General features: G+C 65.9%; 19 protein-coding genes. 2 read left to right on the top strand and 17 right to left on the bottom strand.

Translation table 11 applies throughout. The features are described from left to right. Window positions 1-47: 47 nt before the first annotated feature. The 8 genes from HHL27_RS09285 to HHL27_RS09250 form a co-directional block, all read right to left on the bottom strand. On the bottom strand, window positions 48-1,001 hold the full coding sequence (locus HHL27_RS09285; protein ID WP_169493121.1) for a TauD/TfdA dioxygenase family protein: 954 nt from the start codon (window positions 999-1,001) through the stop codon (window positions 48-50). Between the two features lie 47 nt (window positions 1,002-1,048). After that, window positions 1,049-2,431 carry an MFS transporter gene (locus HHL27_RS09280; protein ID WP_169493120.1) on the bottom strand — a complete coding sequence of 461 codons (1,383 nt, stop codon included), beginning with the start codon at window positions 2,429-2,431 and terminating at the stop codon, window positions 1,049-1,051. 32 nt (window positions 2,432-2,463) lie between these two features. Continuing rightward, window positions 2,464-4,881 carry a TonB-dependent receptor gene (locus tag HHL27_RS09275; protein ID WP_169493119.1) on the bottom strand — a complete coding sequence of 806 codons (2,418 nt, stop codon included), beginning with the start codon at window positions 4,879-4,881 and terminating at the stop codon, window positions 2,464-2,466. A 35-nt stretch (window positions 4,882-4,916) separates the two neighbouring features. Beyond that, window positions 4,917-5,081, bottom strand: a complete 165-nt coding sequence (locus HHL27_RS09270; protein ID WP_169493118.1) for a hypothetical protein — start codon at window positions 5,079-5,081, stop codon at window positions 4,917-4,919. A 403-nt stretch (window positions 5,082-5,484) separates the two neighbouring features. Further along, complete coding sequence (gene arsH, locus HHL27_RS09265; RefSeq protein ID WP_169493117.1) at window positions 5,485-6,234, bottom strand: arsenical resistance protein ArsH; 750 nt, start codon at window positions 6,232-6,234, stop codon at window positions 5,485-5,487. Next, a complete protein-coding gene (arsC, locus tag HHL27_RS09260) occupies window positions 6,231-6,689 on the bottom strand; it encodes an arsenate reductase (glutaredoxin) (protein WP_169493116.1) in 459 nt (152 codons plus the stop codon). Before arsC ends, arsH begins: the two co-directional genes overlap by 4 nt. Next, on the bottom strand, window positions 6,682-7,362 hold the full coding sequence (locus HHL27_RS09255; protein WP_169493115.1) for an aquaporin: 681 nt from the start codon (window positions 7,360-7,362) through the stop codon (window positions 6,682-6,684). Before HHL27_RS09255 ends, arsC begins: the two co-directional genes overlap by 8 nt. Next, window positions 7,359-7,718 (bottom strand): ArsR/SmtB family transcription factor, encoded by a 360-nt coding sequence (locus tag HHL27_RS09250; protein ID WP_169493114.1) that lies wholly within the window; start codon window positions 7,716-7,718, stop codon window positions 7,359-7,361. Before HHL27_RS09250 ends, HHL27_RS09255 begins: the two co-directional genes overlap by 4 nt. Window positions 7,719-8,091: 373 nt before the next feature. On the opposite strand from HHL27_RS09250, the gene HHL27_RS09245 reads away from it, so the two are divergent. Next, window positions 8,092-8,757, top strand: a complete 666-nt coding sequence (locus HHL27_RS09245) for a hypothetical protein (protein ID WP_169493113.1) — start codon at window positions 8,092-8,094, stop codon at window positions 8,755-8,757. 78 nt (window positions 8,758-8,835) lie between these two features. Further along, entirely contained in the window at window positions 8,836-9,663 is an 828-nt protein-coding gene (locus tag HHL27_RS09240; protein ID WP_169493112.1) for a ThuA domain-containing protein, read from the top strand. Window positions 9,664-9,801: 138 nt separating this feature from the next. Here HHL27_RS09240 and HHL27_RS09235 read toward each other — a convergent pair whose 3' ends face one another. The 9 genes from HHL27_RS09235 to HHL27_RS09195 all read right to left on the bottom strand — a co-directional run bounded on the left by HHL27_RS09235 (window position 9,802) and on the right by HHL27_RS09195 (window position 21,783). Continuing rightward, a complete protein-coding gene (locus HHL27_RS09235) occupies window positions 9,802-12,594 on the bottom strand; it encodes a TonB-dependent receptor (RefSeq protein WP_169493111.1) in 2,793 nt (930 codons plus the stop codon). 196 nt (window positions 12,595-12,790) lie between these two features. Beyond that, a complete protein-coding gene (locus tag HHL27_RS09230; RefSeq protein WP_169493110.1) occupies window positions 12,791-14,188 on the bottom strand; it encodes a glycoside hydrolase family 43 protein in 1,398 nt (465 codons plus the stop codon). A 26-nt stretch (window positions 14,189-14,214) separates the two neighbouring features. Then, window positions 14,215-15,213 carry an arabinan endo-1,5-alpha-L-arabinosidase gene (locus HHL27_RS09225; RefSeq protein ID WP_169493109.1) on the bottom strand — a complete coding sequence of 333 codons (999 nt, stop codon included), beginning with the start codon at window positions 15,211-15,213 and terminating at the stop codon, window positions 14,215-14,217. Next, entirely contained in the window at window positions 15,210-15,842 is a 633-nt protein-coding gene (locus tag HHL27_RS09220) for a 2-dehydro-3-deoxy-6-phosphogalactonate aldolase (RefSeq protein ID WP_169493108.1), read from the bottom strand. Before HHL27_RS09220 ends, HHL27_RS09225 begins: the two co-directional genes overlap by 4 nt. After that, a complete protein-coding gene (locus tag HHL27_RS09215) occupies window positions 15,839-16,735 on the bottom strand; it encodes a 2-dehydro-3-deoxygalactonokinase (RefSeq protein WP_169493107.1) in 897 nt (298 codons plus the stop codon). Before HHL27_RS09215 ends, HHL27_RS09220 begins: the two co-directional genes overlap by 4 nt. Beyond that, window positions 16,732-18,297, bottom strand: coding sequence for an alpha-N-arabinofuranosidase (locus HHL27_RS09210; protein WP_169493106.1), 1,566 nt, complete (start codon window positions 18,295-18,297; stop codon window positions 16,732-16,734). Before HHL27_RS09210 ends, HHL27_RS09215 begins: the two co-directional genes overlap by 4 nt. Window positions 18,298-18,320: 23 nt before the next feature. Then, complete coding sequence (locus tag HHL27_RS09205; RefSeq protein ID WP_169493105.1) at window positions 18,321-19,247, bottom strand: Gfo/Idh/MocA family protein; 927 nt, start codon at window positions 19,245-19,247, stop codon at window positions 18,321-18,323. Window positions 19,248-19,252: 5 nt separating this feature from the next. After that, window positions 19,253-20,251: an AraD1 family protein gene (gene araD1 / locus HHL27_RS09200; protein WP_169493104.1), complete on the bottom strand. Its 999-nt coding sequence runs from the start codon at window positions 20,249-20,251 to the stop codon at window positions 19,253-19,255. 11 nt (window positions 20,252-20,262) lie between these two features. Further along, on the bottom strand, window positions 20,263-21,783 hold the full coding sequence (locus HHL27_RS09195) for an aldehyde dehydrogenase (NADP(+)) (RefSeq protein ID WP_169493103.1): 1,521 nt from the start codon (window positions 21,781-21,783) through the stop codon (window positions 20,263-20,265). Window positions 21,784-21,947: the final 164 nt, after the last annotated feature.

Genomic DNA, 21,947 nt, shown 5'->3' with positions numbered 1-21,947 from the left:
GGCGACCAAGGGGGCCGCCTCCGAGGGAGTGTGTCAGGTCAGGCCGATCAGGCCTGTTCGTACTGCGTGGCCTTTTCCTTGCGCACGATGCGGCTGGTGCGGCCGTCGATGCCCACCGGCACTTCGCCTGCCACGGTCGCGCGGCGCAGGGTGCGGCGCTGCAGGCCGAAGTCGGCCACGGCGCGGTGCTGGGTCGACTGGTTGTCCCAGAACGCCACGTCGCCCTTGCGCCAGTTCCAGCGCACGACGTTTTCGGGGCGGGTGATGTGATCCTGCAGGATCTGGAACAGGCGCGCCGAATCCGCCTGGTTCAGCCCGACGAACTGCTTGACGAAGTGGCCCAGCAGCAGGCTGCGCTGGCCCGAGACGGGGTGGACGCGGACCACCGGATGTTCGGTTTCGTAGACGGTCGAGGCGAAGACGTTGCGGTTGAAGGCCGAGCGGTTCTTCTCCGCCTCGTCGTTCTTCGGCGCGTTCTGCAGCACGGCGGCATAGTCGTAGACGTTGGTGTGCACCGCCCAGAGGTTGTTCACCAGCTGGCGCAGCGATTCCGGCAGGCCTTCGTACGCCGTCTCGCCGTTGGCCCACAGCGTGTCGCCGCCCGCTTCGGGAATGGTGATCGCGCGCAGGATCGAACCCTTGGGGTAGGCATCGACGAAGGTGACGTCGGTGTGCCAGCTCGACGCGGCGTAGCCTTCCTTGCTGTCAAGCTCGAGCAGATAGCGCGAACCTTCGGCGACGGGGACGGTGGGGTGCGCGACCGGATCGCCGAACAGCGCGGCGAAGGCTTCATGGGCTCCATCGTCGAGTTCATGCTGATCGCGGAAGAACACCACCTTGTGGCGCACGACGGCGTCCTTGATCGCCTGGACGGTGCTGCCGTCCAGATCCCCCGACAGGGTCACGCCCCGGATCTCGGCGCCAATGGTGCCGGTCACGGGGCGGATGTCGAGCGGCGAGGCGGGGTCCTTGGCGTTCGCGTAGGTCACGATTGCAGTCATTTCACGTCTCCTCAGGGATTATGGGGGGCACTTCAGGGGGGAGGGGATCATTCTGCCGGAACAAGCTCGGGCACCCGGGCATCGAGCCTGCTGCGGATTTCGGCGTGGGCGCGGCTGTCGAGCGGGAAGCCCGCGACAAGCGCTGCGGAAAGGGCATGGGCGAGGGCCGGGCCGAGCGCGAAGACCAGCACCAGCGCCTCGAGCGCCTGCGGCGGATTGACCACGCCGCGCGGATCGAAGCCGAAGGCCGACACCAGCGGCAGGGCAATGCCCACGGCCAGCGCGCCGCCGAGCTTCTGCGAGACGCTGAACACCGAGTAGTACAGCCCGACGCGGTCCTCGCCGGTTTCGACGCGGTGATGGTCGGCGATGTCCGCCACCATCGAGCGCAGCATGAGGTTGCCCGAACCCTGGCTCAGCCCCTGCAGGAAGGCGAGGAACAGCATCAGGCCGAACCGGTCCGGCGTCAGGAAGACCAGGCCGAGGTTGATCGCGGTCTGCACGAGTTCGGCGAGCACCGCAGCGCGGCTCTTGCCCAGCGCCTGGCCGATGCGCTGCCAGATCGGCCCGGCCAGGATGCCGAACGAATACTGGAACAGGAACATGCCGGCGGCCCATTCGGGCTTGCCGAAGTAGATCGTGATCACGAACAGCAGCAACGCGGTGCGCACGCCTTGACCTGCGGTGACGGCGGTGTCCGAAGCGAGCACGCGCAGCAGCAGCTTGTTGGCAAAGATCGCGCGCAGCGTGGCCTTGAGATCGAACGGGCCCTGTTCGCCCGGCACGGCGCTTCGATCGGGCAGGGCGGTGAGCGTCAGCCACAGGCTGGGCACGGCGGTGCCGAGCACGAGCACGCCGAACAGCGTCAGCCGCAGCGGGCCATCGTCGGGCCGCAGCTGGTCCGCGATCGCCGGCAGCACCAGCGTGAGCACCAGCGCCGAAGCCGAAAGGAAGGTGAAGAGCGAGGCGATGCGTGTGCGTTCATGGTAATCGCCGCTGATCTCGCCCGACCAGGCGAGCAGCGGCGTGACCGTCGCCGCAGCGCCGGTGTAGTAGAGCAGCACCGCGATCGAGACCCAGGCCACGCTGACGAAGCCGGCGGGCGGGAAGAACAGCATCGCGCAGCCGATGATGAACAGCAGGCCGCCACCGGCGATCCACGGCCGCCGCCGCCCGAAGCGGCTGACGGTGCGGTCGGACAGCGCGCCGATCACCGGATCGAGCAGCGAATTGAGCGCCTGGCCGATCAGGAACAGCACGCCGAGCGAGGCGAGCGGTATGCCATAGTGCCGCGAAAGGATTGCCGGCACGAAGGCGACCACCGGCTGCGCGGCGGCATAGATCGGCACGGCCATGGCCGAGAAGCGCAAGAGCCGCGTCCTGCCCAGCACGTCAGAGGGGCGATCCTCCGTTGCGGTATGAAAGGGCATGACGCGGCTCCTTGATCGTCTGGCTGGTGGGATCAGAACTTCGTGCGCAGCGTGGCGCCGATGGTCCGCGGTTCACCCACCTGGCCGGTGACGACGCCGGTCGTCGCGGCCGAGAGGCTGAGGTAGTAGTTCTTGTCGAGCAGGTTGCGCGCCCAGATCGAGGCATCCCACAGGCCGTCGGCGGTCTTGAAGCCGATGCGGCCGTTGAGCAGGCCGTAGCCCGCGACGTCGGCCCAGGCCGAGTTGCTCGACGAGGTGTTGAAGTGGGTGCGGTATGACCAGTCGGCGTGGGCGTAGATGCTCAGTTCGCGCCCGCCCAGTTCACCCAGCGGCGCATTGGCATCCGCGCCAAGGGTATAGGCGAACTTGGGCACGCCCGGCAGCTGCTCGCCCGAGAGGTCCTGGTTGACGATGCCGTGCTGTTCGGGCGCGACCGGGGCATTGGTGTAGCGGACGTACGTCGCCTCGGTGTAGCTGGCCGATGCGTTGACCTGGAAATGCTGGCTCAGCGCCAGGTTGAAGTCGCCTTCCACACCCTTCGAGCGGACCTTGGGGATGTTGGCGATGTACTGGCGGGTGACCAGCGGGTTGGCCGGGTCGACGTCGGTGATGGCGGTCTGATAGTCGCTGATCTCGGTCAGGAACGCGGCCGCGTTGAACGTGGCGCGGCGGTCCCAGAACTGTGACTTGAAGCCCGCTTCGAACGAATTCACCTTTTCCGGGCGCACCGTCGGGTCGGTGATGCTGGCCGGCAGCTGCGTCAGATTGAGCCCGCCCGACTTGTTGCCGCGCGCGTACGTGCCATAGAGCAGGACGTCGGGCGCGACCTTCCAGCTCAGCGAAGCGAGGCCCGACAGGCTGTCGTCGTTGAAGCTGGTCTTGTAGAGCGGGACGACCTTGTTGAAGTTCGCTCGGATGCCAAGGATTGCCGCTTGTACGGCGGCGGGAAAGGCCGAGATATTGGCGGCGCTTGCCACCCATTGCTGGAACTTGCCCTTCTTCTCCTCGTGGGTGAAGCGAAGGCCCGTGGTGAGCGTCAGCGAAGGCGTGACGTGCCAGTCGGTCTGGCCGAACGCCGCGATCGTGCGGGTCTGCGGCTCGGAATACGAGTTGACCTCGTAACCGTTGAGCGCGGCGTTGGCGACTGCCTTGGCCACCGTCGGGATGAACCAGGTCGGCGCTGCCGAGCCATAGCCGGTGGCGCCATAGCCGCGCACCGTCTGCCAGAAGTAGTAGGCGCCGACGACGTAGTCGAAGGTGTTGGTGCCCTTGCTGGCAAGGCGGATTTCCTGGCTGAACTGGCGCTGGCGGTTGGCCTGCTGCGCCTTGACGATCACCGGCAGCGAGGTGTTGTCGGCATCGTTGGCCGGATCCCAGTCCCACCAGCGATAGGCGGTGATCGACGTCAACGCCGCGCCGCCCAGATCCCAGTCGACCTGCCCCGAAACGCCATAGCCCGCCATGTTCGCCTGGTAATGGCTGTCCGCTTCGCCCACGCGGTCAAAGGCGTTGAAGCTTGGCAGGGTGTAGCCGGCAAAGCGCGAAGTGCGATCGGTGAAGTTGTTGGCGATCCTGGTGCCGTCGGCATACGTCGTGTGGTTGGCGACGAACAGGTTGAGCACGTTGTGCTGGCGCTGGCGCGAATAGTCGCCGATCACGCGAACTTCGAGGTTCGACGAAGGCGTGAACAGCGCCTGCGCGCGGATGCTTTCGTTGCGATAATCCTGCGCGCGGCTCGCCGTGGTCTTGTTGTAGACGAAGCCGTCGTTCTGGCTGATCGCGCCCGACACGCGCACGGCGAGCAGGTCCTTGATCACCGCGCTCGAAACCGATCCGCGGATTTGGTGGTAGCCGTAGTTGCCGACGCTCGCTTCGAAAGAGGCTTCGGGGTCGAAGCTCGGCTTGCGGCTGGTGATGTTGATCACGCCCGAGGTGGTGTTCTTGCCGAACAGGGTGCCCTGGGGCCCGCGCAGCACTTCGATGCTTTCGAGGTCGACGAGGTCGAACTGGGTCAGGCCGACACGGCCGTAGTAGACGTTGTCGATGTAGAAGCCGACGCCGTTTTCGAGCCCGTCGTTGGTCAGCGAGACGTTGGAGCCGAGGCCGCGGATGTTGATGTTGGTGTTGCGCGGGTTGAAGCTGAAGACCTGCAGGCTGGGCACCTGCTGCTGGATCTGGCCGAGCGTGTAATCGCCCCGCTTTTCGAGCGCGGCGGCGCTGACCACCGAGACGGCAAGCGGGATGTCCTGCACGTTCTCTTCGCGGCGGCGCGAGCCGGTGACGACGATGCCACCTTCGTCAGCCGCGTCCGACGGTGCGAGCGTGGCGGCGGAAGAGGACGCCTGCTCCTCGGCCGCGCCATTGGCGGCGAACGCAGGGCTGGCGAAAAGGGCGAGCGCGCTTGCCGAAGCAAGAAGCGCGGTGCTGACAGTGTTCGGTACGTTCTTCATTGGTCGATCCCTGAACCTTCGTTTTTTGCGGATGCTTAGTCGGGCCGGTTCTCTGCGGACGCGGGCGCGGCGGGCGCAGTGCGGGGCAGGCCTTCGGCGCATGCCGAAAGCTCGACGCCAGCGAGGGCGGCGATGATCTGCTGCAAAGACACCGGATATCGCGCCAGATCGCGCAGGTCGGCCTGCGTCAGTCTGTGCATGGCGATCCCCCTGCCGCGCGATGGCGGCGGAAGTGCTGATGTGTCTGGGTTTTACGGCGCAAGGAGAAGCCGTCGCGCCTCCCGTCCAAAGGGGCGCCCGTCTGCTCCTGGTCCTGCCGTTACGCGGCCTAGCCGCGCATCATGGTCATGCGCATCATGTCACCTCGTTGTTGAGGGGAACACGACGCCTGGCGATGTCGCCCTGGTGTCGCGCGCTTTAGCTATTGGTCACGCGGAGCAAAGCTTGCCCGTAAAATGCCGCGGTCCAGGAACCCTTGAAACGAAGGGAACGGCCTGGACTCCGTTACCCTCGGGTTAATCTCTATCTATTTGATAGACTCATGAGCGTCAAGCAAATGCTTTGCTACACACCCCCCAAGAAGAACTTCTTGCGGCGCCGGCTTCAGATGGAAGAGAGGATCGAGGATGCAGCGGAAACCGGACGGTCCTGTTCGACCCGTTCCGAATAGCGATCCACCAGGCGATCGGCATGCGGTCGCAGCAGGACGGTGAAGCGGACCAGTTCCTCCATCACGTCGACGATGCGGTCGTAATAGCTGGACGGCCGCATCCGGCCCGCCTCGTCGAACTCCTCATAGGCCTTGGCCACGCTCGACTGGTTGGGGATGGTGAACATCCGCATCCACCGGCCCAGCACTCGCAACGTATTGACCGAGTTGAACGATTGCGACCCTGCGCAGACCTGCATCACCGCCAGCGTGCGCCCCTGCGTCGGGCGCAGGCCCTTGTAGGCAAGGGGCAGGTGGTCGATCTGCGCCTTCATGATCCCGGTGATCTGGCCGTGCCGTTCCGGGCTGCACCAGACTTGTCCTTCCGACCAGAGCGAATGTTCGCGCAGTTCATGGACGGCGGGATGATCGTCGCCCGCCACCTGGTCGGGAAGGGGCAGATCGGAAGGGTCGAAGATCCGTGTTTCGCAGCCGAAGTGATGAAGCAGCCGCGCCGCTTCCTCCACCGCCAGCCGCGAAAACGAGCGTTCGCGCAGCGAGCCATAGAGCAGCAGGATGCGGGGCGGGTGATCGAGCGGGCCAAGACCCAGCGCCGGACTCGCGTCGAGATAGGCAGGCTTTAGCGCAGGCAGCACGCCCGGCGCATCGAGCGTGCGCAGACGACCATGCTTGCTATCGTTCATCCGACGCGGTTGCCTGCCGCATCGACCACCTGTTCGCCATCTTCCTTGGCGAACGCGCCCTGCTGCGCGGCGGGGAGCAGATCGAGCACCAGTTCCGACGGACGGCACAGCCGCACGCCCAGCGGCGAGACCACCAGCGGTCGGTTGATCAGGATGGGGTGCGCCATCATCGCATCGAGCAGCGCCGCGTCGGACAGGCTTTCGTCGGCAAGGCCGAGCTGGTCGTAGAGATCGCCCTTGGCGCGCAGCAGATTTCGCACGGTGATCCCGGCCCGCGCGATCAGGCTTTCGAGCAGCGAGCGGGTCGGCGGGGTCTTGAGATATTCGACCACGTGCGGCTCGATCCCCGCGTTGCGGATCATCGCCAGCGTGTTGCGCGAAGTGCCGCAGGCAGGGTTGTGGTAGACGACGATGTCGACCGGAGCGGGAGCGGTTGGGGTGGCGGTTTCAGGCATCGGCGGTGGCGTCCTTGTCGAGCTCGGCTTGCGGGAACAACAGCCGGGCAACGCCAAGCGCGAGCAGGGCGCCGGCCAGCTGGCAGGCGATGAACGGGGCGGCATCGACAGGCGCGATGCCGGCGAAGGTGTCCGACAGGCTGCGCGCCAGCGTGATCGCGGGATTGGCGAAGCTCGTCGAGGAGGTGAACCAGTAGGCGGCGGTAATATAGAGCGCAACCGCGGCTGGGACCGCGCGGGGCCGATGGTGCAGGGTGCCGAGGATCGTCAGCACCAGACCGAACGTCGCCACCACCTCGCCGGTCCACTGGCCCGCGCCGCTGCGCGCCTTGGTCGACAACTGCAGCACATCGAGCCCGAACATCGCGTGTGCGCACCACACGCCAAGGATGCCGCCCGCGATCTGCGCCGCAACGTGCCCCAGCGCCTGGCGCGTATCGAGCGCGCCGAGGATGCGGAACACCAGCGTTACCGCCGGATTGAAATGCGCGCCGGAGATCGGCCCGAGCATGGTGATCAGCACGTAGAGCATCGCGCCGGTGGCGATGGTATTGCCCAGCAGCGCCACCGCGACGTTGCCCTGCGACAGGCTTTCGCCCATCACGCCCGAGCCGATTACGGTCGCAAACAGAAGGAAGCTGCCGACGGCCTCTGCCAGAATCGGGCGGGTCAAGCTGCCGCTCCCTCGCAAGGGGCGGGAATGGTGCAGGCGGGGACGGCGATCCCGCAGTCCGCCCCGCCGCAGCAATTTTCGGTCAGGTAGCCGATCAGCGCGCTCATCGCCGCCAGGTCGGCGCGATAGATGATCGAACGGCTGCGGCGTTCCTGGCTGACCAGCCCGGCCTGTGCCAGCAGCGCAAGGTGATGGCTGAGCGAGGATGGCGCGAGCGCAAGGCGCGCGGCAAGCTCGCCCGCGGCAAGGCCGTTGCCGCCGGCCTCGATCAGCAGGCGAAACGCTGCGAGGCGATGGTCCTGCGCCAGCGCGCCGAGCGCACGGACGACGTGGGAAGCTTGCTCGTCTGAATCCATGTTTCGAATATTGTCGAAATGTCGAAAGGTCGTCAACCGATCACACTCGCCCCCTGAGTCATCCGACTATTTCCTTGATCTTAACCGCGGGGAGGAGGACACTTGGCATTATGACGATGCGATCGGCGATCTCCCTGCAACGCGCGCTATCGCTGCGTCACGGACGATTGCTCCGATACCGCGCGGATCGCTGCCGTACTGGTCGCGCTTGTACAGGTGTCACAGGGACTTGTCTGCTCGTCTGGCCCCGTGAATTGCGTTACCATCCCATTGCACAAGCTTCCGCCGTGCCGAGCGTTTCGGTGTGCAGCGGTCTTGTGTCCGCCCGCGCGGAAATCCCCGCCGGAATGCCCCGTACTGCGGAGACACGGTGATGAGCGACCACACCGAAGAACGCCTTGCTGCCTATCTCGACGGTGCGATGACCGCCGATGAGGAAGCCGCGTTCGACCGCGAACTCGCCGCCGACGTGGTGCTGGCCCGCCTGGCGCTCGAATGGCGCGACCGCGACCGCCAGCTTGCCGACCGCACCACGCGCCGCACACCATCGGTCGAGCCTGAAATTGTCGAGCGGCTGAGCCGAGGCCATGCCCGGCCGCAGACTGTGGCGGCACCACGGCCGGGGGCTTGGAGCTGGCAGCGCCTGGCCATGATCGTCGCTGCCATGGCAATGGTCGCAGCGGGTGTCGTCTCGGCGCTAAGGCCGCGTGCAGCCAAGAGCGCGGCCGATCCCGTGTCGCTCGCGCTCGAAGGCACGTCTTCCGGGCGCACCGCGCATCTCGCCGATGGCCGGATGCTGACGCCCGTGCTGACGGTGCGGGCCGCCGACGGCAGCTGGTGCCGCGAATACACCCTCGCGCGCGCCAGCGGCCTTGCCTGTCGCCGCAACGGACGCTGGGTGATCGAGGCGCAAGGCGACGCGGCATCGTCCGAAAACAGTGCGCCGTCGCCGGCGATCGAGGACGCCTACCGCCGCATCGGCGCGACGTCGCCGCTGGGCGCAGACGAGGAAATGGCGCTCGTCGGCAACTGGGACTGATCGCCCCAAGCCGTCGGCAAGCCGGCCCCTATCCAAAGTGGGCATCGCGCTCGGAGGGCAGGGTGGTACCAAGGCTGCATGCCGACAATCGACTATCACGCCCCATTGAAGGTCCTTGCCGCCGTTCGCGGCCATCCGTTCGACCGCAACGCCTATGCCGCGCTGTTCGATGGCATGGAGGGCATTTCGGTCACCTTCGTCGACCAGCCCGCCGCGTCGCTGCTGATGCAGCCCGATCTGGCCGATCAGTTCGACGTGCTGCTACTCTATGATATGCCCGGCATCGATTTCCATGGACCCGTTCCGGGCGCTCCGATGCCGATCCCCGACGCGGTGCGCGAAGGGATCGAACGGTTGCTGGAGCGGGGCATCGGCGTGGTCGCCACGCACCACGCGATTGCCGGCTGGCCTGCCTGGGAAGGCTTTGCCGAAATCGTCGGCGGGCGCTTTCTCTATCGCGCCGCCACCTTGCGCGGCGCGGCGCGGCTCGATTCGGGCTATCGCCACCAGGCGAGCTACAACGCGCAGGTGGTCGCGCCCGATCACCCGGTCATGGCCGGCATACCGCCGATGTTTGCGCTGACCGACGAGCTTTACCTCGCCGAGATCTTCGAGCAGGACGTCGTTCCGCTGCTGCGCTCGGACTACCGGTTCGAGCGCGACAACTTCTATTCGGCCACCGCCGCGATCGAGGGCACGATGTTCTCGAACGAAGGCTGGGACCATGCGCCTGGCAGCAACCTGATCGGCTGGGCCAAGCGCGCGGGCAACAGCCCGCTGGTCTATCTCCAGCCGGGCGATGACGAGGTGACTTATGCCAACCCGGTCTATCGCCGCCTGATCGAGAACGCGATCCGCTGGACCGCCTCGGCCGAAGCGCGCGACTGGGCGCGGGCTGCGGCCTGAGCATAACCTCCCACGCATTGACGGCGGTCGCGTGCCGTCGCGCGGAGAGAGAAGGCTTTCGGCGCGAGGCGACCGCCACCAGGAAGGCCGCCCGGCGCGAGGGAGCGCGGGGCGGCCTTCGCCGTACAAGTGGCGCGATCAGTCGAACTTGAAACGCACGCCCAGCGCGAAGGTGCGCGCCAGCAGTGTAGTGCCCAGGTTGAACTGGTCCGCATTGCCGACGTCGCCGAACCGGTAGTAGTTCTGCTGGGTCGAGTTGGTCAGGTTTACCGCGTCGAAGGTGACGCCGATCTTGTCCGTGACGTTCCAGGTCAATTGAAGGTCGAGACTCTTTTCGGGGCGGAACCACACGCCGATCGGGTTGGCAAACAGGCGTGCCTCGTTGTTGTGGAGGAACTCCTTGCGCCAGATGTACGACAGGCGGGCATTGAAGGGCCCCTTGTCGTAGGCGAGCGTCGCATTGTACGAAAGCTTGGAGACCCCGAAGAACTGCGATGTCGACTGGCCGACGATGTTTCCGGCGCTGTCGGATTCCGGGATGTTCTGCTTCGAATCGAGGATCGTGACGCTGCCCTGGAAGCCCAGGCCGTCGAGCGGGCCGGGCAGGTAGTGCGGGAAGTAGGTCACGCCGACTTCGACGCCCTTGAGCACGCCATTCGATGCATTCACCGGACGGGTGATCGCAAAGTAGTCCGTCGCGCCCGCCTGGATGCCATTGTTCGGGATGTATTCGCGTACCGTCAGCGGCACCACCAGCCCGTCAATCTCGCGGCGGAAGCCGGTGACGTAGATCGCGCTGTCGCGGTCGAAGTACCATTCGAGCGCCAGGTCGAAGTTCTTCGAATGGGTGGGGCGAAGGTTCGCCGTGCCCGCCGAGCCCGAGCCATAGCCGACGTTGGTGAGATCGCCAGTCAGGCTGTAGTTCGGGTTGATGTCGGTGAAGTTCGGACGACGCAGCGTTTCACCGTAATTGAAGCGCAGCCGCAGGTTATCGGTCACCTCATACCGCAGCGTGAAGGCTGGGAGGAACTTGTTCGATCCGCTTGACGCGTTGGTTTCGGCACCGCCGTTATAGCGGTCGAAGAAGCGGCTGTCGGTGTCGACGTTCACGAAACGCACGCCACCCTGAAGCTTCAGCGGGCGCCCGAACAGGTCGATCTGCGCGTCGGCCATGATATAGGCCGACATCGTCGTTTCGGTGATGTCGAACACGCGATCGAGCACCAGCTGATCCGAAGTCTTCAGGCCATAAAGTGCGCGCACTTCGTCGGCGTGCGAGTTGATCCAGTATCCGCTCGGCAATACCCAGCTGGTCGGTACATCGGCGCGGCCGTCGAAGAAGCCGCTGTTTGTGAACAGGCCGTCAGCGGGAAGGGCCGCGTTCAAGGCCCGGTTCAGGCGGCCGCCATCCTGTGTCCGCACGAAGGTCTGCGCGGTTCGGCGATCGACGCGCAGGCCGGCCTTGATCGAACGAAGGAAGCCGTCGTCCCAGGTGTAGTAGCCGTCGAGCGTACCGGTGATCGCATCGCCCTTGGCTTCATTGGCGTTGTCATAGAACTCCGCGACGTTCCAAACCGACGGATCAGCCAGCAGGCTGTCATCGTTGAAGTGGAACGAGGGGATGCCTCCGCTCTTGTTGAAATCGACCACGATCTGGTCAGCGACACGATCGGTGCGCATGGCTTGGAACGTCGTCTTGTTGGTGCTGGTCTGATAGGCGAGGTCTGCTGTGATCTTGCCGCGGTTGCCAAGGTCCCACTTGCCGTTCAGCGCATAGACGTAGCTGTCGGTGCGGTTGGTGGCGTAATCGCCGCTGTTGAACCCGTAGACGTTGTCGACGGTGCGCGACTTGATGATGTTGGTGCCATCATAGAGCTGGACCGGTCCCGGATTGCCCCACCAGTCGACGAAGCTGAACTGCAGCGAATTGAAGGTGTTGCCGCGGAAGCCGGCATAGAACACCTCGGCCGTGTAGACCGAGCTGCTGTTCGGTGCCCATTGCAGCGCCACGTTGAACGAGGGCCGTTCGCGCTTGCCATACAGGTCCGAGCTGAACACCGCATCGCGGCCAAGGTAATATGGAACGTCGACGCCATTGACGTTGAGCGTGGAGCCCGCTGCCGTGGGTAGGCCGGCGTTGAGCCCTGGCTGCCAGTTGACGTTGCCCGGGCCGGGGAAGATGCGCTCAAGCTTGCTCAGGCCCGAACCCGCGGGCGGCGTCTCGGTGGCGAATGGCACGAAGGCACCGGCCGTCGTGCTCATGTTCCGGTACTTGGTCTTGCTGTAGCTTGCGTTGACCAGCAGTCCGATGTCGCCGATGCCGGTTTCCCAGCGATCGCTGACAAGCAGGGCAACGTTGGGGTTATAGCTATCGGCCTGCTCGTTGTAGATCCCGCGGGCGAGGCCCGAGATGGTGAATCCATCGAAATCGAACGGGCGGCGGGTTTCGACGTCGATCTGGCCGGCAAGGCCGGTCTCGATCTGGTCCGCCGAGCGCGTCTTGTAGACGTTCACCGCCTTGACGAGGTTTGCGGAAATATCCTGCAACGCGAACGACTGTCCGGCGGCGGTGAAGATATTGCGGCCGTTGAGCGTGGTCAGCGGGTCAGACAGACCACGGATCGTAACGGCGCCTGCTTCGCCACCGGCGCGATCGGTGATCTGGATACCGGTAACGCGCTGCAGCGCTTCCACGACGTTGTTGTCGGGCAGCTTGCCGACATCTTCCGCGACGATGGAATCGACGATCTGGGTCGACTGCTTGCGAACGTTCAATGCGCCCACGATCGAGGCGCGCACGCCGCTGACGACGATTTCATCGCCCGCCGCCGCGTCCGCAGAAGCCGCGTCCACAGCCTGCGCGTGCGCAACCGTCGACAGCGTGAGCGCGAGAACCGACGTCGTACCGAAAGCAAATGGCTTGATCGCCATGAGATCACCCTCCCTGTTATGGGCCAGCCCCTTCGCCATGCCCAAATTTGTCTGACTAATTATTTGTCTGACTTATTCTTGGCAAGGGGATTTTTTTGCGCTCTGGAGGCGGTCGGAAGAAGTGCTGCCAAAGCGACGCAGCAGCCAGGCAGCTCTCCAATCTGCACCATGCATTGGTATGAACAACGCCGAGTAATCAATCCACGCGCCAAAGCGTTGCGCTGGGCGCCGGAACGAGCGCCAAGGTACGCGATGCCGACAGGGCAAACGAGCGGCGCGCGGCCGACTCAAGCGATACCGTGCCTTCTGCGGAGCGGTGCGCGATGAAACGTTGGGCTGGACTTGCACCATTGCGCGCAAGCCCGATGCCGCCATCCGGCAGCACGGTAACACGCTCGTCACGGCGCAGGATCGGCTGGATCGTCACGATTCCTGCCGCATCCTCGATCATGCGGAACTGTGTCGATGCGAGATGGGCAGCACCAACGAACAGGCGGCCCTCTTCACAGCAAAGCGCCGATCCGTCGGGACCCAGCAGGCGGACGGGGAGCGGCCCGTTGCCCACGGGGACACCGAAGTCCGGCGACCCATCGGCCTTGAAATAGAGCCGCTGAACGCGCGTGTGGCGGTTGGGATCGAACAGCGGATCGCCATCGATCCGTTCGTAGTCCCGCCCGTGATAGACCAGGATGTCGCGTCCCTGCTCATCGACCGTGAAGCTGTTGTGGCCTGGCCCGAACACGCCCGTCTCACCGCTCGTGACGAACACCGGCATCTGCGCCTTGGTCCAGGCGCGCGGGTCCATGATGTCGGCATCCTCGGCCGCGGTCAGCATTCCCAGGCAATAGCGCGCGTCGGTCGCGCTCGCCGAATAGGTCATGAACAGGCGACCGTTGCGGGCCAGCACGGCGGGCGCCTCGTTGACCTTGAAGCCTCGCACTTCCCAGTCGAGCATCGGAATGCTCAGGCGTGTCGCCGGGCGCGCGAGGGTTAGCGGCGAGGCGAGGGGGGCGATGTAGAGGTTCGAGTTCGTCTCGATCCCCGGTTCGCGCTGCGCCCAGGCGAAGTAGCGGGTGCCGCGGTGGACGAAGCTGGTGGAATCGAGGCAGAAGCTGTCCCAGGGTGCCTGGAACTGGCCGAGCACCGTCCAGTTGCCGGCCATCGGATCGGGTCCGTCGCAGACGACGGCGAACGTGCGGATGCGGAAAACGTCTTCGCCGCCGCCGCTGGGGCCTGCTGCGAAGTACATGATCCAGCGCCCGTCGATCAGATGCAGCTCTGGCGCCCAGATGAACCCGGACATCGGCCCTGACGCCTGGTGGCGCCACAGGACCCGCTCCTCAGCCGTCGCAAGCCCCGCGATGGTCTTCGATCGGCGCAGCACCAGGCGATCGTACTCGGGAACCGAACCGGTCAGGTAATAGAAGCCGTCGTCGTGCCGGAATACCTGGGCGTCGGCGCGCTGGCGGACCAGCGGGTTGACGGGGCCCGCATCAGCCGACGGCAAGGGCAGGTGTGCCGCCATCGGCGCGCAGGCGATGGGCAGGGCAGCGCCGCCGGCAACGAAGGCACGGCGCGAGAGCGAGATTGTCATGGCAGGTCCTCTCTGTCGTATTGGCTTCAGTCGATCGGTTCCGCCACAGGCCAGCCGGTTTCGTCCCAGCGCAGTTTGCCGACGCGCAGCTTTGGCGCGCCGTTGGCTTCACGATCGTAGGCATGCCACACGAGCCAGGTCGTCCCGTCCGCGTCGGTGAACGCGCCGGCATGGCCTGGTCCGCGATAGCGCTGCTTTTCCTGCAGATCGGCGCGAAGCAGAATGGTGCCGCCTCCCTCCAGCATCGAACTGCCGTCGCGACCCTTGTAGGGGCCGGTGATCCTGTCCGCCCGTCCGACCACGGTGTAGTAGGTGCTGTTCACGCCCTTGCAGCAGTAATCGTACGAAGCGATCAGGTAGTAGGCGCCCCCGTGCGGCACGATGAACGGAGCTTCGATCGCTGCGGGTGCTGTGGCAGGGGCAGGCCGGCTGGCGAGGGTATAGGGTTCGGTCCCCGGAGCGGGCTTGCCCGTCTTCGGATCAAGCGCAAACAGCTTGATACCGCTCCAGAAACTGCCCAGCGCAAGCCATTGCCGCCCTTGGCCATCGGCCACGAAGTTCGGATCGATGGCGTTGAAATCGTCTTGCGGCGTGGATTGCACAACCATGCCGCGGTCCGTCCAGCGATAGGCCTTCGATTTGGGATCGAGAGTCGGGCTTGTCGCAAGGCCGATTGCCGAACGGTTCGAACCGAAGGTGGATACCGAGTAATAGAGCCGGTATTCGCCGTTCACATAAGCGATATCGGGTGCCCAGATCCCCTCCGTCCCCGGCACGGCTTGCCGCGCCCAAGCGGGTATCTCGGCGAACACCGATCCGGCATCTGTCCAGTGTCGCAGGTCGGCGGACGTTTTGATCCCGACATACTTGCCCACGGTGCTGAACACATACCATGTCGCCCCTTCGCGGGTCAGCACGGGGTCGTGCACCGTCAGGTCGCCGGTCAAGGGGGTGGGCTGCGCGTTGCCCGGCGTGGGGACGATCCACAGGGCAAGCGCCAGCACGGTAACGCGCAGCCGGCTCATGCCTCGCATGCCATCCAGGCTTCGACGAGAGCGCGCGCCTTCGCGCCGACCGCCTCGGGCTCGTCGCCCGGCTTGTACAGGCTGCCTCCCACACCGATACCGAATACACCGGCCTTGCGGAATTCGGCGACGTTGGCCGGACCCACCCCGCCCACGGCCCATATCCGCGTGCCAGCGGGCAGGACTTCGCCAATGGCTTTGACATAGGCGCTGCCAAGCACCGATCCGGGGAACAGCTTCAGGCTTGTCGCGCCCGCGCCGATGGCGGCGAAAGCTTCGGTGGGAGTGAGGAAACCGGGCAGGACGTCCATCCCCAGGTCCAGCGAGCGCCGGATGACCGCGGGATCGACGTTGGGCGATACCATGAAGGTTCCGCCCGCCTGCGCAAGTGCCTCGGACAGTTCGATGCTGGTCACCGTGCCGCCGCCAATCGCGGCCCGATCGCCGAGTGCGCCGGCCATGGCCGCGATCGAAACTGCCGGATCGGGAGAATTGAATGGCACCTCGATCAGGCGGACGCCGGCGGCAACCAGGGCTTCGGACACGGCGACCGCTTCGTGCGGGCCGATGCCGCGCAGGATCGCCACGATCGGTGGAGCGCCCGCAGCCAATGCTTCTTCGATGGTCATGTCCGGTCCTGTTGCTGGAGCGATTGGGTAAGGCCCGCGAGCACGGCGGCATCGCCGTCGATGGTGCGCGTGGCGATGCCGCGGCTTTGCAGCGCGCCTGAATAGAGCGTGGCGAGCGTTGGCGCGCCGATGACGATCACGGTCCCCGTGCCCGGCGCAAATTGCGCGACTTCCGCCCCGATCAGCAGGCCGGAGAGGTAACCGCGCGACCATGCCTGTGATCGCCCGTCCATCAGGCGGGCTGCCCGGGCTTCGAACAGGGCACCCGGCATGGGCTCTCCCGCGCGCTCAAGCCCGCGGGCATAGCCCTCGTCGAAACTGCCGGTTCCGCCCTCGTTGCTTCCTGTCAGCGACGACTTGCCAGCGAGCAAGGCGAATACTTCACCCGTAGGTGCGGTCGAGAAGCGACGGATCGCGCCGTCGTCGAGCGTTACCCACTTGCTGTGGGTCCCGGGCAGGACAATGACGTGGCTGCCCTGCCCGAGAGAGGGTTCCAGCGCGATCGCCCCGAAAACCTGCGCTTCCTCGCCGCGCATCACGTCGGGCACGGCCGCATCGCTACGGTGCGACAGGCCCGGCAAGACGTCGACGTCGATACCTGCCACCTTCACCGTGGCCGGCGCGGCGAGCCACTGCGCCAAGGTGCAGGGGCAGGGCACATACGGGGCCAGCAGAAGTCCGGCGGGAGAGCCCGCCATGCCGCACAGCGTAACGCGCAAAATCGGTCCCTGCACGGCCCAGGACGTCAGGCGCTCCTCAAGAACCTGCGCTGCATTTCCAGCAAGCGCGGTCGTTCCGGGTCCGTCAATCCGGTCGGTGATCGTCCCGCCGCGCAGCCGCCACAGCCGCAGGTTGGTGCCGCCCCAGTCGCCAAGGACCTGCGTCGCGGTCATTGCAGCGTCAGGACCACGATGGACTTGGCAGGAAGTGTGACGGAAAGCGCACCGTCGCTGATCGAAGCTCCGTCGAAGGACACCGGCCTGACCACGTCGGGCGCATCGAAAGTGTTGTGCGAATTGATTGCCGGCGCGGTGAGCACGCGGCCCGAGACACCGCTGGCCGCCACCCCGGTCAACTTCACCCGCACGGTGTTGGCCTGATTGGGATCGAGGTTGGACAGCGCGACGTAGGTCTTGCCATCCTTGGCCTTGACGGCCGAACCGCTCACGGCGGGCATCGTGAACTGGTCCTTGGCATACCACGGCGCGTCGATGTCGATCGGCAGGACGGTCCCGTCCTGCCATGGCTTGTACATCTCGAACACGTGATACGTCGGGGTGAGCACCATCTTCCGGCCCTCGGTCAGGATCATCGCCTGCAGCACATTGACCATCTGGGCGATGGCGCTCATCCGCACGCGGTCCGCGTGGCGGGCAAAGATGTCGAGGTGGATCGAGGCAATCAGCGCATCGCGCAGGGTATTCTGCTGGCGCAGGAAGCCCGGATGCGTGCCCGGATCCTGCGCATACCACGCGCCCCATTCGTCAACCGCCAGGAAGACCCGCTTCTTGGGGTCGTACTTGTCCATGATCGCGGTGTGACGGGTGATCAACTCGTCCATCCGGCGCGCGCCGGCGAGGGCATCGGCCCAGCCATGTTCGTCGAAATCGACCGCCGGCGCCCGCGGAGGCCACCCTCCGGCCGGATGCACGTAATAGTGCAGGGACACGCCATCCAGCATGTCACCGGCCACGCGCATCATCGTCTCGGTCCAGGTGTAGTCGTCGACATTCGCCCCTGCGGCGATCTTCAGAATCCGGGTACCGGCCGGCGCTTTGACGAAGGTGGCGTAACGGCGGGTAACGTCAGCAGCATATTCGGGCCGCATGTTGCCGCCGCAGCCCCACAGTTCGTTGCCCACGCCGAAGTAGGGCACCGCCCACGGCTGCTTGTGCCCGTTGCGCGCGCGCAGGTCGGCCAGGCTGCCGGCCGGGGCGGTCATGTATTCGACCCACTCCGCCATTTCCTGCGGCGTACCGTTGCCCACGTTGCCGGCGATATAGGCTTCGGCACCGACCTGCCGCAGCAGTTCGAAGAATTCGTGGGTGCCCACCGCGTTGGGTTCGGTCACGCCGCCCCAGTGCGTGTTGACCTTGACCGGGCGCTTTGCCTTGGGCCCGATGCCTTCGCGCCAGTGGTATTCGTCGGCAAAGCACCCCCCCGGCCAGCGGATAACCGGTACCGACAGGTTCTTCAGTGCCGCCACGACATCATTGCGAAAGCCGTTGGTCTGCGGGATCGACTTGTCGTCCGCTACCCAGAGCCCACCGTAGATGCCGTTGCCGAGGTGCTCGGCGAACTGCGTGAAGATCCGCCTGTCATAGACGGGGCCGGGCGTATCGGCGTGGAGCGTTGCACTGGTAGGCCGGCCACCGGTGTCGGCATGTGCAGACGTGGCAAGTGCGCTCGCGGCGAGCAGGACGGCCGCAGCGGTGCGGCGGAAAAGTGATGTCATCGGGCCTCTCCCAAGGCAGTCGGTCAATCGATGAATGCTTCGGTGGTGGCGCGCTTTCCTCGGAGGAACGCGTCGGCCACCAGCCGCAACGGATCGACGTCGACGTCGCTGCGGCCGCTGCGGATCAGTGTGGCGAAACGGGCATAGAGGCCGGGGTATTCGTGGTCCTCGGCGTGTTCGGTGCCGCTGGGAAGCGACAGGACCGCTCCGCCGTTCGACAGCTTCAGCGTGCCGGCGTCGGTCTCCACGATGATGTCCCAGCTTTGCGGGCCGGTCTGGCGCCAGTCGAGGTCCATGTGGATCGCCGCGCCTCCGGTATCGCAGAAGTGCATGTCAGCCGCGATCGGTGCCGCGCGGTTCGCCGGGATTTCCAGCGTCGCGGTCTTGAGGAAGAATGGCCGCGGCAGGATGTGGGTCACGATCGACAGCGCATTGATGCCGGGATCGAACACGCCGAGGCCGCCCGGCTCCCAGATCCACGCCTGACCCGGATGCCAGACCCGCACGTCTTCGCGCCACGTGATCTCCACACGCTCGATCCGTCGCTCGGCGAGCCAAGCCCGTGCTGGTGCCACGCCGGCGGCAAAGCGCGAATGCCAGGCTGCGAACAGCGTCGCGCCTACCTTGTCCGCCCGGCTTTCCAGCGCGGCGACCTCGGCCAGTGTCGCGCCCGGCGGTTTTTCCAGGAACACATGGATGCCGCGCTTCAGCGCCATCGCGGCAAGGCCGTAGCGAACCTGCGGCGGGGTGCAGAGCGCCACCGCATCGACCGCCGGGCCATCTTCGAGCAGCTGTTCCAGGCTTTCGAGATGCGGAACCTCCGGCACGCCCGGATCGTGCGGGCTGACCGTCGCGGCCAGGCTGAAAGCGCGGTTGCCGGCAATGGCGGGAAGGTGCTGGTCGCGGGCGATCTTGCCCACGCCGACAACGGCGATGCGAATGGGGTCCATGATGGTTACAGGACCTTGACGGCAACCGGCGCGTCGTCGCCGGCCGCCCGCGCCAGCGAATTGCGCAACGGCAGGGTAAACGGCGCAGCCTCGATCTCGAACGTATCGCCGACTTGGGTGCTCACGCCGTCGGCGAACGATAGCGTGGCCGTGCCGAAGAAGTGGACGTGGATATCGCCGGGACGACGGAACAGGCCATATTTGAAGTGGTGATGTTCAAGGTTCGCAAGGGCGTGGCTCATGTTGTCCTCGCCTGAAAGGAACGGCTTTTCCCACAGCACTTCGCCGTTGCGCACGATCCGGCTGGTGCCGCGAACGTCGCTCGGCGCCTCGTCGATCAGCAGTTCCGGACCGAGCGATGCCTGGCGCAGCTTGGAGTGCGCCAGCCACAGATAGTTGTGCCGTTCGGTCACGTGGTCGGAGAACTCGTTGGCGAGCGCGAAGCCCAGGCGGAACGGCGTGCCGTCCGTGCCGATCAGGTATATTCCGGCAAGCTCGGGCTCCTCGCCTCCGTCCTTTGCGAACGCGGGCATCGTGAGCGCCTCGCCCGGGCCGACGAGCTGCGAACCATCGCCCTTGTAGAACCATTCGGGCTGCTGCCCGACCGCGCCCGGTGCCGGCTTGCCGCCCTCCAGCCCTTCGAGGAACATGCGCATCGAATCCGTCTGGTGCGCAGCGGCTGCCGCATCCCGGTGCATCTTGTCACGCCCTTCGGCCGATCCGAGGTGGGTCAGCCCCGTACCGGTCATGATCAGGTGCGCCGGATCTTCATGGTCGATGGGCGGCAGGAAGCGCCCTTCGGCCAGTTCCTGCGCCAGGTCGATGTCGCTGCCTCGGGCGCAGGCGCGCGCGGCAGCGGCAAGGGTTATACCGCCGGCGATCGCGCGCTGCGCCAGATCGCGCACGCCGGCGACACCGTCCAGAACGTGAGCACTGGCGCCATCTGCAAAGACGACCGATCGCGTGCCATCGGGGGCACGATGCTGAAGCAGGCGAAGAGACATCGTTTATTCCTTCAGATCTTCAGGACGCCATCGACCAGACGGGGCGCGCCGTGCGCATCGTCGCGCAGTTCCGGGGGCAGCAGGTTGGCGGAAAGGTTCTGGTAGCTGACCGGGCGCAGGAAGCGGTCGATAGCCAGGCTGCCGACCGACGTGGTGCGCGAATCCGACGTGGCGGGGAAGGGGCCGCCGTGCACCATCGCATGGCAGACTTCGACGCCGGTCGGCCAGCCGTTGGCAAGGATGCGCCCGGCCTTGATCTCCAGCACGGGCAGCAGACGCGCGGCCAGCGGTTCGTCGGCGACATCCATGTGCAGCGTGGCGGTGAGCTGTCCTTCCAGTCCCTTGAGCAGCGCCAGCAGTTCGGCCTCATCCTTGCAAACGACGACGAGCGACGCTGCACCGAACACTTCGTGGCCCATTGCCTTGTCGGCCAGGAAAGCGCTGGCGGTTGTGCGGAACAGGGCCGCGCCGCCTTGCGTCCCTTCGCCGGGCGCACCCTTGGCCAGCGTTTCGACCGCGGCGTTTCCTTCCAGCGCCAATACACCGCTGGCATAGGCCTGGCAGATCCCGCTGGTCAGCATGGTCTGTGCCGCAGCCGCTGCCACCGACGACGTCGCGGCCGCCACGAACGCATCCAGCCCTTCGCCCTCGATCGCGAGGACCAGTCCGGGGTTGGTGCAGAACTGGCCAGCGCCCATGGTCAGCGAAGCGACGAAGGCCGTGCCCAGCGCTTCGCCGCGCGCCTTCAGCGCTTCGGGAAGAAGCAGCACGGGATTGATGCTCGACATTTCGGCATAGACCGGGATCGGCACGTCACGGGCCTGTGCCAGCTTGGCAAGCGCGAGCCCGCCTGCACGCGAACCGGTAAAGCCCACCGCCGCAATGCGCGGGTCCTGCACCAGCGCGGCACCCAGTTCGTTCGACGGGCCGACAAGGTGGCCGAACACGCCCGATGGCAGTCCGCAGGCAGCGACCGCCCGCTCGATCGCGGCAGCGACCAGCGCGCCCGTCTGCGGATGCGCGGGATGGCCTTTGACGACAACTGGGCAACCGGCCGCGAGGGCGGAGGCGGTGTCACCACCGGCGGTCGAGAACGCCAGTGGAAAGTTCGATGCGCCAAACACCGCAACAGGGCCGAGCGGGATCATCCGCAGGCGAATATCCGGGCGCGGCAGCGGCTGGCGATCGGGCAGGGCGGGATCGATGCGCAGTTGCTGCCAGGCGCCTTTGCGCACCACATCGGCGAACAGCCGCAGCTGGCCGACGGTGCGGCCGCGCTCGCCTTCCAGGCGGGGCCGGGGCAGGCCCGATTCCTGCATCGCCGCTTCGATCAGGTCGTCCCCGATGGCAAGGATTTCCTCGGCAATGCGCTCGAGGAATGCAGCGCGAACTTCCGCATCGGTCGCGCGATAGGTGTCGAACGCCTCGGCCGCGGCGGCGCAGGCGTTGGCGACATCGGCGGGGCCATGAACGGCAAAGGACGGTCCTTGTGGCTGACCGGTTGCGGCGGCCACGGAGCGGAAGTCGGTCATTGGAGTCTCCTGATTTACTCCGACATATTATGGCGCTTGGCGAAACGCAATATCTTGCGCAGGCCTGGCTGCATTAATCGTTTCGCCGTGCGGTACAGGCTGTTAAGCCAAGTCAGCAGGAGGAACCCCAGCACGTGACGGACGCCGTACCCGATAAGCTTTCC

This window comes from Novosphingobium olei (assembly GCF_012927405.1).
Lineage (GTDB): Bacteria > Pseudomonadota > Alphaproteobacteria > Sphingomonadales > Sphingomonadaceae > Novosphingobium > Novosphingobium olei.
The sequence above is the reverse complement of the archived record's forward strand: the minus strand, read 5'-3'. Positions and strand labels throughout refer to the sequence as shown.

Coding starts and splice junctions, on each gene's coding strand:
- HHL27_RS09285 (WP_169493121.1), bottom strand. CDS start 1,001: ATGACTGCAATCGTGACCTACGCGAACGCCAAGGACCCCGCCTCGCCG.
- HHL27_RS09280 (WP_169493120.1), bottom strand. CDS start 2,431: ATGCCCTTTCATACCGCAACGGAGGATCGCCCCTCTGACGTGCTGGGC.
- HHL27_RS09275 (WP_169493119.1), bottom strand. CDS start 4,881: ATGAAGAACGTACCGAACACTGTCAGCACCGCGCTTCTTGCTTCGGCA.
- HHL27_RS09270 (WP_169493118.1), bottom strand. CDS start 5,081: ATGCACAGACTGACGCAGGCCGACCTGCGCGATCTGGCGCGATATCCG.
- arsH (WP_169493117.1), bottom strand. CDS start 6,234: ATGAACGATAGCAAGCATGGTCGTCTGCGCACGCTCGATGCGCCGGGC.
- arsC (WP_169493116.1), bottom strand. CDS start 6,689: ATGCCTGAAACCGCCACCCCAACCGCTCCCGCTCCGGTCGACATCGTC.
- HHL27_RS09250 (WP_169493114.1), bottom strand. CDS start 7,718: ATGGATTCAGACGAGCAAGCTTCCCACGTCGTCCGTGCGCTCGGCGCG.
- HHL27_RS09245 (WP_169493113.1), top strand. CDS start 8,092: ATGAGCGACCACACCGAAGAACGCCTTGCTGCCTATCTCGACGGTGCG.
- HHL27_RS09240 (WP_169493112.1), top strand. CDS start 8,836: ATGCCGACAATCGACTATCACGCCCCATTGAAGGTCCTTGCCGCCGTT.
- HHL27_RS09235 (WP_169493111.1), bottom strand. CDS start 12,594: ATGGCGATCAAGCCATTTGCTTTCGGTACGACGTCGGTTCTCGCGCTC.
- HHL27_RS09230 (WP_169493110.1), bottom strand. CDS start 14,188: ATGACAATCTCGCTCTCGCGCCGTGCCTTCGTTGCCGGCGGCGCTGCC.
- HHL27_RS09225 (WP_169493109.1), bottom strand. CDS start 15,213: ATGAGCCGGCTGCGCGTTACCGTGCTGGCGCTTGCCCTGTGGATCGTC.
- HHL27_RS09220 (WP_169493108.1), bottom strand. CDS start 15,842: ATGACCATCGAAGAAGCATTGGCTGCGGGCGCTCCACCGATCGTGGCG.
- HHL27_RS09215 (WP_169493107.1), bottom strand. CDS start 16,735: ATGACCGCGACGCAGGTCCTTGGCGACTGGGGCGGCACCAACCTGCGG.
- HHL27_RS09210 (WP_169493106.1), bottom strand. CDS start 18,297: ATGACATCACTTTTCCGCCGCACCGCTGCGGCCGTCCTGCTCGCCGCG.
- HHL27_RS09205 (WP_169493105.1), bottom strand. CDS start 19,247: ATGGACCCCATTCGCATCGCCGTTGTCGGCGTGGGCAAGATCGCCCGC.
- araD1 (WP_169493104.1), bottom strand. CDS start 20,251: ATGTCTCTTCGCCTGCTTCAGCATCGTGCCCCCGATGGCACGCGATCG.
- HHL27_RS09195 (WP_169493103.1), bottom strand. CDS start 21,783: ATGACCGACTTCCGCTCCGTGGCCGCCGCAACCGGTCAGCCACAAGGA.